This window comes from Streptomyces sp. NPDC012794 (assembly GCF_042901085.1).
In the GTDB taxonomy this organism is placed as follows: Bacteria; Actinomycetota; Actinomycetes; order Streptomycetales; family Streptomycetaceae; genus Streptomyces.
Genome location: NZ_JBIBCI010000010.1, coordinates 281,302 through 295,052 on the forward strand (window position 1 = coordinate 281,302; position 13,751 = coordinate 295,052).

The window sequence follows — 13,751 nt, forward strand, 5'->3', positions numbered from 1 at the left end:
GGCTTCTCCTGTGCGGCCCCCGGTGCCACCATCTCCCTGGGCCGCTAAGCCCCGTTTCTCCGAAGCGTGCCCACGAGCGATAATCGAACGCGAGGCCGCGGAATACGGGGAAGCTCGGACGTCCTGGTACGCATGAGCGCGGTCCGCCCTACCCAACCGGTGAAGGACAAGCACTCATGACGACGCCCACGATCGAGCTCAAGCCCTCCTCGAACCCGCTGTCCGACGCGGAGCGCGAAGCGATCCTGGCCAACCCGGGCTTCGGCCGCCACTTCACCGATCACATGGTGACGATCAAGTGGACCGAAGGCCGCGGCTGGCACGACGCCGAGCTCGTCCCGTACGCCCCGCTGTCGATCGACCCGGCGAACATGACCCTGCACTACGCGCAGACGATCTTCGAGGGCCTCAAGGCCTACCGCCAGCCCGACGGCACCGTCGCCACCTTCCGCCCGCGCGCCAACGCCGAGCGGTTCCAGGCCTCCGCCCGCCGCATGGCGATGCCCGAGCTGCCGGCCGATCTCTTCATCGAGGCCTGCGACGCCCTGATCAAGCAGGACCGCGCCTGGGTGCCGGACTCCGGCGAGGCCTCCCTGTACCTGCGTCCGTTCATGTTCGCGTCCGAGGTCGGGCTGGGCGTCCGCCCGGCCAACGAGTTCCTCTTCATGGTCATCGCCTCGCCCGCCGGCGCCTACTTCCCCGGTGGCGTCAAGCCCGTCTCCGTCTGGCTCTCCGAGGAGTACGTCCGCGCCGTCAAGGGCGGCACCGGCGCCGCCAAGACCGGCGGCAACTACGCGGCCTCCCTCGTCGCCCAGGCCCAGGCCGCCTCGCACGGCTGCGACCAGGTCGTCTGGCTCGACGCCGTCGAGCACCGCTGGATCGAGGAGATGGGCGGCATGAACCTGTACTTCGTGTACGGCGACCGCATCGTCACCCCCGAGCTCACCGGCTCGCTCCTGCCCGGCATCACCCGTGACTCCCTCCTCACCATCGCCCGCGACCTCGGCTACACCGCCGAGGAGGGCCGGATCTCCACCGAGGACTGGAAGCGCGACAACGAGAACGGCACCCTGACCGAGGTGTTCGCCTGCGGCACCGCCGCCGTCATCACCCCGGTCGGTTCGGTCAAGTCGGAGCGCGCCGGCTGGACCCAGGGCGACGGGCAGCCCGGCGAGGTCACCATGAAGCTCCGCCAGGCGCTCCTCGACCTCCAGACCGGCCGCACTCCCGACACCCACGGCTGGATGCACCCGCTCGGCTAGGCGTTCGGCGCCCCGGACGCAAAGGAAGGCCCCCCGCGCGGTGCGCGGGGGGCCTTCCGGCGTTCCGGGAGGGAGCGCGGGTCAGCGCTCGTCCTCCGTTTCGCCGTCGTCCTTCTTCTCCTCGCGCTCCTTGTCCTTCCCCTCCGGGCCGAGCCCCACGACGGCGTCGCCGAACGCGTAGGCCAGGCCGGCGATTCCCTTGACGATCTTCCCCGCCACGTACGCGACTTCTTCCACGATGCCTCCCCGTGTCGTGGGCGCCGGCCCCCGTCCTATTCGGCCGCCGCCACCACTGCGTTCCCCGCCGGTCCGGCGGCCGGTGCCGCCTGCGGCCGGACCGTCAGGGCGGTGTACACCGCCCCGCCGACCAGCCCCGACAGGATGAAACTACAGTCCACCCCGCCGGTGAGGGCCAGCAGCGGGCCCTCGTACACCGGGGTCGACACGGCGGCCAGTCCCACGGCCGCGCCCGCCGCCCAGGAGGCCGTGGCGCGGACGTTCCAGCCGCCGCTGTACCAGTAGACGCCGCCGCGGGCCCGACGGTTGAACACCTGGAGGGCATCGGCGTCGTAGATCCCGCGGCAGCGCACGAAGCCGATCAGGGTGACCACGGCCCAGGGGGTGCCGATCGCGGTGAGCAGCAGGACGAAGGAGGTCATCGCGGACTGCACGTCCCACTCGAAGGAGCCGAAGAAGACGAACGCGGTGGCCACCACCGCGGCGATCACGGTGGCCTTGGTGCGGGTCGTCCTCGGCACGATGGCGTCCAGGTCCAGGCCCATGGAGTAGAGCATCAGCCCGGCGTTGCCCACCGAGCCGGCCGCCGCGGCGGGGAGCAGCGGGACGAGGTACCAGAAGGGCGCGGCCTCCACGAGCGGCCCGGCGTAGTCGGCGCCGGCGCGGGCGGCGAGGGCGGTGTAGGTGCCGAACAGCTGCGGGACCAGCAGGCCGACCAGCAGTCCCAGGCAGGTGGCCCGGAAGACCTTGCGGGAGCCGTGGCGCCGGGGGGAGACGTAGCGGGTGTAGTCGCCCAGCAGGGTGATGAAGGCGACGGGTCCGCTGAGCCCGGCCGCGACGGCGGCCAGCAGCCAGGTCGGCCAGAACGAGCCGAGCAGGTACGCGGTGTCCGGAGGGGCGGCGGTGGTGAAGTCCGGGGCGTAGGCGACGACGCCGACGGCCAGCAGGACGACCATGGCCACGGACAGCACCTTGCTCATGCGCAGCAGCAGCCGGTAGCCGTAGACGGCCGCGACGACGGTGCACGCGGCGAGTACGCCGTACATCACGGCCCGGGTGGTACCGGTGTCCGGCAGCCCGGTGAGGCGGGACAGGGCCGCGGCCATCACGTCGCCGCCTATCCACAGGGTGAGGGCGGTGTAGCCGAGGGAGAGCAGCAGTCCGACGACGGAGCCGACCAGCCGTCCCCGTACGCCGAACTGGGCGCCGCTGGAGGTGGACAGGTTGGTCGCGGTCCGCAGGGACACCAGGGCGAGCGGCGCGGTGAAGGCGATGCCGACCAGGGTGCCGGTCACGATGGCGGTGACGGAGGGCACCAGCCCGAGCCCGAAGGACGGGGGCAGCCAGCCGAAGACGATCACGCCGAGGCAGAGGTTGGAGCCGAGGAGGATCGAGACCAGGTCGCGGGGACCGCTGGTCCGCTCCTCCTCGGGGATGGTGTCGACTCCGCGCTGTTCGATGGGCATGGGGGGACTCCCTTGGCAGGGCGGGGGGTGGTTGCACAGTGGTTTGAGCGTCATTCAATGTGACCTGAGCCGGTGGCGCAGGTCAATTCTTCTCCACGAGGAAATGAAGAGTTAGAGTGATGCTCTAACCCATTGACTCAAAAGGTGGTGGATCGGCGTGCGGCTGACCCCTACGGAGCGCGACCGGCTGCTGCTGCGCAGCGCCGCGGAACTGGCCCGGGCCCGACGGGCCCGGGGCCTGAGGCTCAACGTCCCCGAGGCCACCGCGTTGATCGCGGACACGGTCTGCGAGGCCGCGCGCGACGGCAAGCGCCTGGCGGAGGCCATCGAGGAGGCCCGCGGCGTGCTCGGCCCCGACGACGTGCTGCCCGGCGTGGCCGACGTGGTCACCGAGGTCCACGTGGAGGCCGTCTTCGACGACGGGTCCCGCCTCGCGGTGGTCTCCGCGCCCATCCAGGGCGCCGTGTCGCTCGGTGACGACGCCCCCGGCGCCGTCGTACCCGGCCCCGGCGCCCCCCAGCCCGAACCGCGGCTGCTCCTGCGCGTGCGCAACACCGCGTCCGTGCCGGTCAGCGTCACCTCCCACTTCCACTTCTTCGAGGCGAACCCCCGGCTCGACTTCGACCGCGCCGCCGCCTACGGCATGCGGCTGTGCGTACCGGCGGGCTCCTCGGTGCGCTTCGACCCGCACGGCGAGGGCGAGGTGGGCCTGGTCCCGATCGGCGGCGAGCGCATCGCGATCGGCTTCGCCGGCCTGGTCGACGGCCCGCTGGACGCCCCCGGAGCCAAGGAGCAGGCCCTGGCCCGCGCCGCCGCCTGCGGCTACCTCGGCGCCGCCGCCCCGACCGACGACGCCCCGGAAGGAAACCAGGCGTGAGCCGTCAGACCCCCCACAGCGACCACAGCGCGCACTGCGCCCCGGGCAGCCGCCACATCGACCCGCACGAGTACGCCTCGGTCTTCGGCCCCCGCGCCGGCGACCGGGTCCGGCTCGGCGACTCGGGGCTGACCGTCCGGGTGGAGTACGACGCCCAGAAGCCCGGCGACGAGTTCCTGGCCGGCTTCGGCAAGACCGCCCGCGACGGCCTGCACCTGAAGGGCGCCGCCGTCCGCGACACCTGCGACGTCGTGATCAGCAACGTCCTGGTGATCGACGCCGTGCTCGGCATCAAGAAGGTCTCCATCGGCATCCGGGAGGGCCGCATCCACGCGATCGGCCGCGCCGGCAACCCGGACACCCTCGACGGGGTCGACGTCGTCGTCGGCACCGGCACGAGCATCGTCTCCGGGGAGGGCCTGATCGCCACCGCCGGAGCCGTGGACACCCACGTCCACCTGCTCTCCCCGCGGATCATGGAGGCCTCCCTGGCCGCCGGTGTCACCACCGTCATCGGTCAGGAGTTCGGTCCCGTGTGGGGTGTCGGCGTCAACTCCCCCTGGGCGCTGAAGCACGCCTTCAACGCCTTCGACGCCTGGCCCGTCAACATCGGATTCCTCGCCCGCGGCTCCTCCTCGGACGCCGCGCCCCTGGTGGAGGCCCTCGCCGAGGGCGGCGCCTCGGGCTTCAAGGTCCACGAGGACATGGGCGCGCACACCCGTGCCCTGGACACCGCCCTGCGCGTGGCCGAGGAGCACGACGTACAGGTCGCCCTGCACAGCGACGGCCTGAACGAGTGCCTCTCCGTCGAGGACACCCTGCGCGTCCTGGACGGCCGGACCATCCACGCCTTCCACATCGAGGGCTGCGGCGGCGGGCACGTCCCCAACGTGCTGAAGATGGCGGGCGTGCCGAACGTCATCGGCTCGTCCACCAACCCCACCCTGCCCTTCGGCCGCGATGCCGTCGCCGAGCACTACGGCATGATCGTCTCCGTCCACGACCTCAAGCCGGACCTCCCCGGCGACGCGGCCATGGCCCGCGACCGGATCCGAGCCGGGACGATGGGCGCCGAGGACGTCCTGCACGACCTCGGGGCCATCGGCATCACCTCCTCCGACGCCCAGGGCATGGGCCGGGCCGGCGAGACCATCCGCCGCACCTTCGCGATGGCCGCCAAGATGAAGGGCGAGCTCGGCCCCCTGGACGGCGACGGCGAGGGCGACGACAACGCCCGCGTCCTGCGCTACATGGCCAAGCTGACCATCAACCCGGCCGTCGCCCACGGCCTGGCTCACGAGATCGGCTCCATCGAAACCGGCAAGCTCGCCGACATCGTGCTCTGGCGCCCGCAGTTCTTCGGCGCCAAGCCGCAGCTGGTCCTCAAGTCGGGCTTCCCGGCCTACGGAGTCACCGGTGACCCCAACGCCGCCACCGACACCTGCGAACCACTCGTCCTCGGACCGCAGTTCGGCTCGTACGGGGCCACCGCCGCCGACATCTCCGTCGCCTTCGTCTCCGCCGCCGCGGCGGCGCTGGGCGGCGACGCGATGCCGACCCGCCGCCGCCGGGTCGCCGTACGCGGCACCCGGGGCATCGGCCCCAAGGACATGCTCCTCAACTCCCGGGTGGGCGCGGTCGACGTCGACGCGCGCAGCGGACTCGTCTCCCTCGACGGGGAACCGCTGCGCTCCGAAGCGGCCGACTCGGTCTCCCTCAACCGCCTCTACTTCTTGTAAACGGCACACCCTGTGAACGGCACAGCCCGTAAGCCCGTAAGGACCCCCGCCATGACTGCACAGCCCGCCAAGCCCTCGGCCGACGGCTTCCGGATGCCCGCCGAGTGGACCCCCCACGAGCGCACCTGGATGGCCTGGCCCAGCCCCAACCCCACCTTCACCAACGCCCAGGAGCTGGCCGAGGCCCGTGAGGCCTGGGGCGCGGTCGCCCGCGCCGTGCGCGCGTACGAACCGGTGACCCTCGTCGTCTCCCCGGGCGACGCCGAGAGCGCCCGGGCGGTCGTCGGGGACGACGTCGAGCTCGTCGAGCGGGAGCTCGACGACGCCTGGATGCGCGACATCGGCCCGACCTTCGTCACCAACGACGCCGGTGAACTGGCGGCCGTCGACTGGACCTTCAACGGCTGGGGCGCCCAGGAGTGGGCCCGCTGGGACCACGACGCGAAGATCGCCCGCCACGTCTCCGACCTCGTCGGCACCCGCACCTACAGCACCCGCCTGGTGAACGAGGGCGGCGCCATCCACGTCGACGGCGAGGGCACCGTGCTCCTCACCGACACCGTGCAGCTCGGCGAGGGACGCAACCCCGGCTGGACCCGCAAGCAGGTCGAGGAGGAGATCCACGCCCACCTCGGCACCACCAAGGCCATCTGGCTGCCGTACGGCCTGGCCGGCGACTACGGCACCTACGGGACCCAGGGCCACGTGGACATCGTCGCCGCCTTCGCCCGCCCCGGCGTGGTCATGGTCCACACCCAGCCCGACCCGGCCCACCCGGACCACGAGCGCTGCAAGACCATCGCCGCCATCCTGCGCGCCTCCACCGACGCGCGGGGCCGGCTGCTGGAGGTCGTGGAGGTCCCCGCGCCGACCGTTCTCGAGGAGGACGGCGAGTGGGTGGACTACTCGTACATCAACCACTACCTCTGCAACGGGGGCGTGGTGCTGTGCGCCTTCGACGACCCGCGCGACGAGGAGGCCGCGGAGATCTTCCGCGGACTCTTCCCCGAGCGGACCGTGACGCTCGTTGACGCACGTACGATTTTCGCCGGGGGTGGCGGTATCCACTGCATCACCCAGCAGCAGCCGAAGGTCTGACCCGAGGCGGACCTCGTGAAGGAGCGGACCATGGCGGCGGGTGGAGTACCGGTACGGGCGGCGCGCAAGAACGCGCCCCCGCGCGAGGACGTACTCGTCGCCGCCATGGCCACGATCGCCGAGCGCGGACTGGAAGGCCTGACCATGGCCGGCCTGGGCCGGCAGGTCGGGATGAGCAGCGGCCACCTCCTCTACTACTTCGGCAGCAAGGACGAGCTCCTGCTGCAGACCCTGGAATGGAGCGAGGCGGCCCTCGGCGACCAGCGCAGGGCCCTGCTGGCCCGCCGCGGCCCGGCGCGCGAGCGCGTACAGGCGTACGTGGACCTGTACGTGCCCGACGGCGCCCGGGACCCGCACTGGACCCTGTGGCTGGAGGTCTGGAACCGGTCCCAGAACGCGGGCCCCCAGGAACGCGAACGGCAGGCCGCCATCGAGGGCGCCTGGCACCGCGACCTGGTCGCCCTGCTCGCCGAGGGCATCTCGCGCGGCGAGTTCCGCGCGGTCGACCCCGACCGCTTCGCGGCCAGGCTGCGCGCCCTGCTCGACGGATTCAGCATCCAGGTCGCCGTCGGACTGCCCGGCATCGAGCGGGAGGACATCCTGGCGCACGTCGGGGAATTCCTCGCCGAGACCCTGGCCGGGTAGGCCGTCCCCGGGCCGCGGGCCGCCCGCCGGACGGCGGGTGCCCGCATGCTGAGACCGGCGTCCACGGGCCGAGGGCCTTGTGTCACACTGCGGGCGTGTCTGCTCGGCTCATGATTATGGACAGCAGCGCGCCGGTCCTCTGTGACCGCTGAAACCGTGGACGACCTCCGCGGCAGCGGCCACCGTGCCTCAGACCCGCGCGCAGACCTCTCGCACCCGCGAGGGGTCTTTTCGTTTCCAGGGCAGAAACATGCCGGAACCGGACAGCGCGCGATGATGGGGGCAGTGGATCCCCGGTCTCCGGAACCACTCATCCGACAGGAGTCAGATCAGCATGACGACGACAGAGGCGAGCCAGCCGACAGAGGCACTCGACGACGGCTTCCACGTCTTCGACACCACCCTGCGCGACGGCGCCCAGCGTGAGGGCATCAACCTCACGGTCGCGGACAAGCTGACGATCGCGCGGTACCTCGACGAGTTCGGAGTCGGCTTCATCGAGGGCGGCTGGCCCGGCGCCAACCCCCGCGACACCGAGTTCTTCGCCCGCGCCCGGGCCGAGATCCACTTCAGGAACGCCCAGCTGGTCGCCTTCGGCGCAACCCGCCGGGCCGGCGGCGACGCCGCCTCGGACCCGCAGGTACGCGCCCTCCTGGAGTCCGGCGCGCCGGTCATCACCCTCGTCGCCAAGTCCCACGACCGCCACGTCGAACTCGCGCTGCGCACCACCCTCGAAGAGAACCTGGAGATGGTCCGCGACACCGTCTCGCACCTCGTCGCCCAGGGCCGCCGCGTGTTCGTCGACTGCGAGCACTTCTTCGACGGCTACCGCGCCAACGCCGAGTACGCCAAGGCCGTCGTCCGCACCGCCCACGAGGCCGGCGCCGACGTCGTCATCCTCTGCGACACCAACGGCGGCATGCTCCCCGCCCAGATCGGCGCGGTCGTCTCGACCGTACTGGCCGACACCGGCGCCCGCCTGGGCATCCACGCCCAGGACGACACCGGCTGCGCCGTCGCCAACACCCTGGCCGCCGTCGACGCCGGCGCCACGCACGTCCAGTGCACCGCGAACGGATACGGGGAGCGCGTCGGCAACGCCAACCTCTTCCCCGTCGTCGCCGCGCTGGAGATCAAGTACGGCCGCAAGGTCCTCCCCGAGGGCGCGCTCGCCGAGATGACCCGCATCTCCCACGCCATCGCCGAGGTCGTCAACCTCACCCCCTCCACGCACCAGCCGTACGTCGGCGTCTCCGCCTTCGCGCACAAGGCGGGCCTGCACGCCTCGGCGATCAAGGTCGACCCGGACCTGTACCAGCACATCGACCCCGAGCGCGTCGGCAACACCATGCGCATGCTGGTCTCCGACATGGCCGGCCGCGCCTCCGTCGAGCTCAAGGGCAAGGAGCTCGGCGTCGACCTCGGCGGGGACCGGGCGCTGATCGCCCGCGTGGTCGAGCGGGTCAAGGAGCGCGAGCTGGCCGGCTACACGTACGAGGCCGCCGACGCCTCCTTCGAGCTGCTGCTCCGCGCCGAGGCCGAGGGCCGGGCGCGCAAGTACTTCCGTACCGAGTCCTGGCGGGCCATCGTAGAGGACCGCCCCGACGGGACCCACGCCAACGAGGCGACCGTCAAGCTGTGGGCCAAGGGCGAGCGGATCGTCGCCACGGCGGAGGGCAACGGCCCCGTCAACGCCCTCGACCGCGCCCTGCGGGTCGCCCTGGAGCGCTTCTACCCGCAGCTGGCCAAGTTCGAGCTCGTGGACTACAAGGTCCGCATCCTGGAGGGCAAGCACGGCACGGAGTCCACGACCCGCGTCCTGATCTCCACGACGGACGGCAGCCGCGAGTGGAACACGGTGGGCGTCGCCCCCAACGTCATCGCGGCCTCCTGGCAGGCCCTGGAGGACGCCTACACCTTCGGCCTCCTCCACGCGGGCGTCGAACCGGCCGAGTAGCTCCGGCGCACACCTCGCCGGGCTCCGGCCCGGCGAGGTCCTCGACCCCTGTGCATGCCGCTTATGTCCGGCTTACACGGGAAATTGCCGGTTCGGGTAGCGTCGTCAGTATGAGGACCAGGCTGATATCCATACGCGTGGGATCGATGCTGTCCGGTCTGCTGCTGGCCCTGTCCGCCGGGGCGCTCGGCGCCGCCCCGCGGGCCTCCGCCGCCGACGGGGGGACCGCCGCGGTGGCGGAGGCGCTCAAGAAGGGCCCGGTCTACGTCGATCCCGGGGCCGCCGCACAGCTGTCGCCCGCCCAGGCGGACGCCCTGGCCGCGAAGATCAAGGCGGCCGGCAAGCCGCTCTTCGTCGCCGTGCTGCCCGCCACCGCCGCCTTCCCCGCCGACAGCGTGCTGCGCACGGTGCGCACGCAGACCGGGATCACCGGGCTCTACGCCGTCCGGCTCGGCGACGGCTTCAACGCCGGGGCCGACCGGGCCGTCATGCCGGGCAACGCGGTCCGCAACCTCACCGACGCGGTGAAGGCCGGCGGGGCGGTGGACGCCGCCACCCAGCTGAACGACTTCGCCGACCAGGCCCTCCCGCAGCTCAAGGGCCGGGCCCCCGCCTCCTGGAGCGAGGGGTCCGGCGGGGGCGGATCCTCCGCCGGGGCGCTGATCGCCCTCGGCGCGGTGGCCCTGGCCGGCGGCGGTGGCACGTACCTGCTGGTCAAGCGGAACCGGAAGAAGAAGGAAGAGACCCGGCGCGAAGCGGTCGCCCGGCTCGCGGTGGTGGTGGACGAGGACATCACCGCCTTCGGCGAGGAACTCGACCGCCTCGACTTCCACCCCGGTGAGCCCGGCGCCGACGACGCCATGCGCGAGGACTACGAGCACGCCCTGGACTCCTACGAGAAGGCCAAGCGGATCATGGCCTCGGTGCGGGAACCGCACGAGGTACAGGGCGTGACCCAGGCGCTGGAGGACGGCCGGTACGCGCTGGCCGGCCTGGACGCCCGCCGCCAGGGCAAGCCGCCGCCCGAGCGCCGCCCGCCCTGCTTCTTCGATCCCCGGCACGGTCCGAGTACGCAGGACGCGGCCTGGGCGCCGGCCGGCGGGGCGGCCCGTACCGTGCCGGTCTGCACGGCCGACGCCGTACGGCTGCGCGACGGCGTGGACCCGGCGGTGCGCACCGTGGACACGGAGCACGGCCCGCGCCCGTACTACGACGCCGGCCCGGCCTACGGACCGTGGGCCGGCGGGTACTTCGGCGGCGGCATCCTGCCCGGCCTGCTGATGGGCACGATGCTCGGCTCGATGATGGCCGCTCCCGCCTACGCCTCGGACTTCGGCGGCGGGTACGGCGGCGGGGGATTCGAGGGCGGGGAGGTCTCCGGATCCGACTACGACCCGTCCGACTTCGGCGGCGGGGACTTCGGCGGTGGTGGCGGCTTCGACGGTGGCGGCGGCTTCGACGGCGGGGGCGGCTGGTAGCCGCCCCCGGGGTTCCGCGCGACCGGGATCAGGCCTGCTTGACCGCCGAGATGTCGAAGGTCAGCTTCACCTTGTCGCTGACCATCACGCCGCCGGCCTCCAGGGCCGCGTTCCAGGTGAGGCCCCAGTCGGAGCGGAGGATCTCCGCGGAGCCCTCGAAGCCGACGCGCTCGCTGCCGTAGACGTCCGTGGCGGAACCGGAGAACTCCAGGTCGATGGAGAGCGGACGCGTCACGTCCTTGATCGTCAGCTCGCCGGTGATCCGGTACGCGTCACCGCCGAGGTGCGCCGCCGAGGTGGAGCGGAAGGTCATCCGCGGGAAGAGCTCGGCGTCGAAGAAGTCGCTGCCCAGCAGGTGGGCGTCGCGGTCGGCGATGCCGGTGCTGACCGAGGCGATCTCGACGTCGATGGCGGCGGTGGAGCGCGACGGGTCGTCGCCGTCCAGGTGCAGGGTGCCCTCGTGCCGGGCGAAACCGCCGCGGACGTTGGTCACCATGGCGTGGCGCACGGTGAAGCCGATGCTGCTGTGGGCGGGGTCGATGACGTAGTCGCCGGTGAGCGCGGCGAGCGCCGGGTCGACGTCGAGCGTGGCGACCGGACCCTGCGGAACGGACTCGCTGCGGGTGCCGCGGCGGGAGAAGAGACCCATGACTTCCTCCTGAGGAGATCCTGTTTCGTTGAACTTTCAACAAGAACGACGCTAGACCCATTCTGTTCAAATTTCAACTTCCTGGGCTGGTGTCGGCGTTTTTATAGGAACCCCACAAAGGGTGGAGGTCCCCGCTGGGGGAGTCCATGCATGCTTCGGAGGTTCTGTCCGGGCCGGACAGCGGACGGGGCCGGAGACTGTGTAGAACCGACGGAGGGTTTTGATGGCCACGCTCCGTAAGGTCGGTACATGACCGTTGTGGACCAGACTTCGAGCGAGCCGACGGACGCCCGTGGGCGCGTGGCCGAGCTGCACTCCCTCCGCGAGGAGGCCCGGCGCGGCCCCAGCGACCGCGCGACCGAAGCCCAGCACGCCAAGGGCAAGCTGACCGCGCGCGAGCGCATCGCGCTCCTGCTCGACGAAGGTTCCTTCAGGGAGGTCGAGCAGCTGCGCCGGCACCGGGCGACCGGTTTCGGCCTGGAGGCGAAGAAGCCCTACACGGACGGTGTGATCACCGGCTGGGGCACGGTCGAGGGCCGCACGGTCTTCGTCTACGCGCACGACTTCCGCATCTTCGGCGGCGCCCTGGGCGAGGCCCACGCCACGAAGATCCACAAGATCATGGACATGGCCATCGCGGCCGGTGCCCCGCTGGTCTCCCTCAACGACGGCGCGGGCGCCCGTATCCAGGAGGGCGTCTCCGCCCTCGCCGGTTACGGCGGCATCTTCCAGCGCAACACCAAGGCCTCCGGGGTCATCCCGCAGATCTCGGTGATGCTCGGCCCGTGCGCCGGCGGAGCCGCGTACTCCCCGGCCCTGACGGACTTCGTCTTCATGGTCCGCGAGACCTCGCAGATGTTCATCACCGGCCCGGACGTGGTCCGCGCGGTGACCGGCGAGGAGATCACCCAGAACGGCCTCGGTGGCGCGGACGTGCACGCCGAGACCTCGGGCGTCGCCCACTTCGCGTACGACGACGAGGAGACCTGCATCGCCGAGGTCCGGTACCTCATCACGATGCTGCCCTCCAACAACCGCGAGAACCCCCCGGTCCACGAGTGCTCCGACCCCGCCGACCGGCGCTCGGACGTCCTGCTGGACCTGGTCCCCGCCGACGGCAACCGCCCGTACGACATGCTCAAGGTCATCGAGGAGCTCGTCGACGACGGGGACGTCCTGGAGATCCACGAGCGCTGGGCGCGCAACATCATCTGCGCCCTCGCCCGGCTGGACGGCCAGGTCGTCGGCATCGTCGCCAACCAGCCCGGCCACCTCGCCGGCGTCCTGGACATCCACGCGTCCGAGAAGGCCGCGCGCTTCGTCCAGATGTGCGATGCCTTCAACATCCCGATCGTCACGCTGCTGGACGTCCCCGGCTTCCTGCCGGGCGTCGACCAGGAGCACGGCGGCATCATCCGCCACGGCGCCAAGCTGCTGTACGCGTACTGCAACGCGACCGTGCCGCGGATCTCGCTCATCCTGCGCAAGGCCTACGGCGGTGCGTACATCGTCATGGACTCCCAGTCCATCGGCGCCGACCTCACCTACGCCTGGCCCACCAACGAGGTCGCCGTCATGGGCGCCGAAGGCGCCGCCAACGTGATCTTCCGCAAGCAGATCGCGGACGCGGAGGACCCCGAGGCGATGCGGGCCCGGATGGTCAAGGAATACAAGGCCGAACTGATGCACCCGTACTACGCGGCCGAGCGCGGCCTGGTGGACGACGTCATCGACCCGGCCGAGACCCGGGGGGTGCTCGTCAGCGCCCTGGCGATGCTCCGCACCAAGCACGCCGACCTGCCGTCCCGCAAGCACGGCAACCCGCCGCAGTAACGAGCGAAGGAGACCTGCCAACGATGAGCACCGCCACCGACACCCTGCTGAAGGTCGAGAAGGGCAACGCCGAGCCCGAGGAACTGGCCGCGATCACCGCGATCCTCCTCGCCCGCGCCGCCGCCACCCCGGAGGAGGCCGCCGTCACCCGCCGTTCCACCGCGGGCTGGCGCCGCCTGGAGCGCAGCCGGGGCTTCCAGGCCCCCCACAGCTGGCGCGGCTGAGCAGCGCGCGCACCAAACGCCGGAAGGCCCCGCACCCCCTGGAGGGGTGCGGGGCCTTCGGCTTGCCCGGGGGGAGCGGGCAACGCGAAGGGGAAGGAGCGGGCAAGGAGAAGGCCCCCGTGTCCGGGACACGGGGGCCTTCCAACGTCCTTGCGGCGCCTGCGCGCGCCTGCCCGGACTCCTACCGCAGACGTGCCATGAGGGCGTGCTCGACGAGCGTGATGAGTGCGCTCTTGGCGTCCGCGCGGTGGCGGGCGTCGGTGGTGATGATGGGGGCGTCGGGGCC

The 13,751-nt window shown here is 71.8% G+C and carries 12 protein-coding genes and 1 pseudogene; 9 read left to right on the forward strand and 4 right to left on the reverse strand.

Going from position 1 to position 13,751, the window contains the following annotated elements; all coding sequences use genetic code 11:
• The first annotated feature begins 176 nt into the window (after nucleotides 1-176).
• A complete protein-coding gene (locus ACFY7H_RS20905) occupies nucleotides 177-1,262 on the forward strand; it encodes a branched-chain amino acid aminotransferase (protein ID WP_388939979.1) in 1,086 nt (361 codons plus the stop codon).
• Nucleotides 1,263-1,343: 81 nt separating this feature from the next.
• Here ACFY7H_RS20905 and ACFY7H_RS20910 read toward each other — a convergent pair whose 3' ends face one another.
• Both ACFY7H_RS20910 and ACFY7H_RS20915 read right to left on the reverse strand, forming a co-directional pair.
• Nucleotides 1,344-1,499 carry a hypothetical protein gene (locus ACFY7H_RS20910; RefSeq protein ID WP_388939981.1) on the reverse strand — a complete coding sequence of 52 codons (156 nt, stop codon included), beginning with the start codon at nucleotides 1,497-1,499 and terminating at the stop codon, nucleotides 1,344-1,346.
• A gap of 35 nt (nucleotides 1,500-1,534) precedes the next feature.
• A complete protein-coding gene (locus ACFY7H_RS20915; protein WP_388939983.1) occupies nucleotides 1,535-2,965 on the reverse strand; it encodes a cytosine permease in 1,431 nt (476 codons plus the stop codon).
• A gap of 157 nt (nucleotides 2,966-3,122) precedes the next feature.
• Between ACFY7H_RS20915 and ureA the strand changes: the two genes are divergently transcribed.
• The 6 genes from ureA to ACFY7H_RS20945 all read left to right on the forward strand — a co-directional run bounded on the left by ureA (nucleotide 3,123) and on the right by ACFY7H_RS20945 (nucleotide 10,759).
• Entirely contained in the window at nucleotides 3,123-3,842 is a 720-nt protein-coding gene (ureA, locus tag ACFY7H_RS20920; RefSeq protein ID WP_388939984.1) for an urease subunit gamma, read from the forward strand.
• A gap of 56 nt (nucleotides 3,843-3,898) precedes the next feature.
• Nucleotides 3,899-5,581: an urease subunit alpha gene (locus tag ACFY7H_RS20925; protein ID WP_388940022.1), complete on the forward strand. Its 1,683-nt coding sequence runs from the start codon at nucleotides 3,899-3,901 to the stop codon at nucleotides 5,579-5,581.
• 51 nt (nucleotides 5,582-5,632) lie between these two features.
• The gene (locus tag ACFY7H_RS20930; RefSeq protein WP_388939985.1) at nucleotides 5,633-6,679 is read left to right on the forward strand and encodes an agmatine/peptidylarginine deiminase; all 1,047 of its coding nucleotides are present in this window, start codon (nucleotides 5,633-5,635) and stop codon (nucleotides 6,677-6,679) included.
• Nucleotides 6,680-6,709: 30 nt separating this feature from the next.
• Nucleotides 6,710-7,324, forward strand: a complete 615-nt coding sequence (locus ACFY7H_RS20935; RefSeq protein WP_388939987.1) for a TetR/AcrR family transcriptional regulator — start codon at nucleotides 6,710-6,712, stop codon at nucleotides 7,322-7,324.
• A 334-nt stretch (nucleotides 7,325-7,658) separates the two neighbouring features.
• On the forward strand, nucleotides 7,659-9,281 hold the full coding sequence (cimA, locus tag ACFY7H_RS20940; RefSeq protein ID WP_388939989.1) for a citramalate synthase: 1,623 nt from the start codon (nucleotides 7,659-7,661) through the stop codon (nucleotides 9,279-9,281).
• A 110-nt stretch (nucleotides 9,282-9,391) separates the two neighbouring features.
• Nucleotides 9,392-10,759, forward strand: a complete 1,368-nt coding sequence (locus tag ACFY7H_RS20945) for a hypothetical protein (protein ID WP_388939991.1) — start codon at nucleotides 9,392-9,394, stop codon at nucleotides 10,757-10,759.
• 28 nt (nucleotides 10,760-10,787) lie between these two features.
• On the opposite strand, the gene ACFY7H_RS20950 is transcribed toward ACFY7H_RS20945, so the two are convergent.
• Complete coding sequence (locus ACFY7H_RS20950) at nucleotides 10,788-11,408, reverse strand: YceI family protein (protein WP_388939992.1); 621 nt, start codon at nucleotides 11,406-11,408, stop codon at nucleotides 10,788-10,790.
• A gap of 249 nt (nucleotides 11,409-11,657) precedes the next feature.
• Here ACFY7H_RS20950 and ACFY7H_RS20955 point away from each other — a divergent pair, with 249 nt between their 5' ends.
• Nucleotides 11,658-13,241, forward strand: a complete 1,584-nt coding sequence (locus ACFY7H_RS20955) for an acyl-CoA carboxylase subunit beta (protein WP_388939994.1) — start codon at nucleotides 11,658-11,660, stop codon at nucleotides 13,239-13,241.
• A 23-nt stretch (nucleotides 13,242-13,264) separates the two neighbouring features.
• Nucleotides 13,265-13,465: an acyl-CoA carboxylase subunit epsilon gene (locus ACFY7H_RS20960; RefSeq protein ID WP_388939996.1), complete on the forward strand. Its 201-nt coding sequence runs from the start codon at nucleotides 13,265-13,267 to the stop codon at nucleotides 13,463-13,465.
• Between the two features lie 181 nt (nucleotides 13,466-13,646).
• Here the strand turns inward: ACFY7H_RS20960 and ACFY7H_RS20965 are convergent.
• A pseudogene (locus tag ACFY7H_RS20965) lies at nucleotides 13,647-13,751 on the reverse strand (ATP-binding protein); the annotation flags it as partial.

Bases quoted from the DNA above. Each gene is read 5' to 3' on its own strand.
- ACFY7H_RS20935 (WP_388939987.1), top strand. From the start codon at position 6,710: ATGGCGGCGGGTGGAGTACCGGTACGGGCGGCGCGCAAGAACGCGCCC.
- ACFY7H_RS20905 (WP_388939979.1), top strand. From the start codon at position 177: ATGACGACGCCCACGATCGAGCTCAAGCCCTCCTCGAACCCGCTGTCC.
- cimA (WP_388939989.1), top strand. From the start codon at position 7,659: ATGACGACGACAGAGGCGAGCCAGCCGACAGAGGCACTCGACGACGGC.
- ACFY7H_RS20945 (WP_388939991.1), top strand. From the start codon at position 9,392: ATGAGGACCAGGCTGATATCCATACGCGTGGGATCGATGCTGTCCGGT.
- ACFY7H_RS20955 (WP_388939994.1), top strand. From the start codon at position 11,658: ATGACCGTTGTGGACCAGACTTCGAGCGAGCCGACGGACGCCCGTGGG.
- ACFY7H_RS20915 (WP_388939983.1), bottom strand. From the start codon at position 2,965: ATGCCCATCGAACAGCGCGGAGTCGACACCATCCCCGAGGAGGAGCGG.
- ACFY7H_RS20930 (WP_388939985.1), top strand. From the start codon at position 5,633: ATGACTGCACAGCCCGCCAAGCCCTCGGCCGACGGCTTCCGGATGCCC.
- ACFY7H_RS20950 (WP_388939992.1), bottom strand. From the start codon at position 11,408: ATGGGTCTCTTCTCCCGCCGCGGCACCCGCAGCGAGTCCGTTCCGCAG.
- ACFY7H_RS20960 (WP_388939996.1), top strand. From the start codon at position 13,265: ATGAGCACCGCCACCGACACCCTGCTGAAGGTCGAGAAGGGCAACGCC.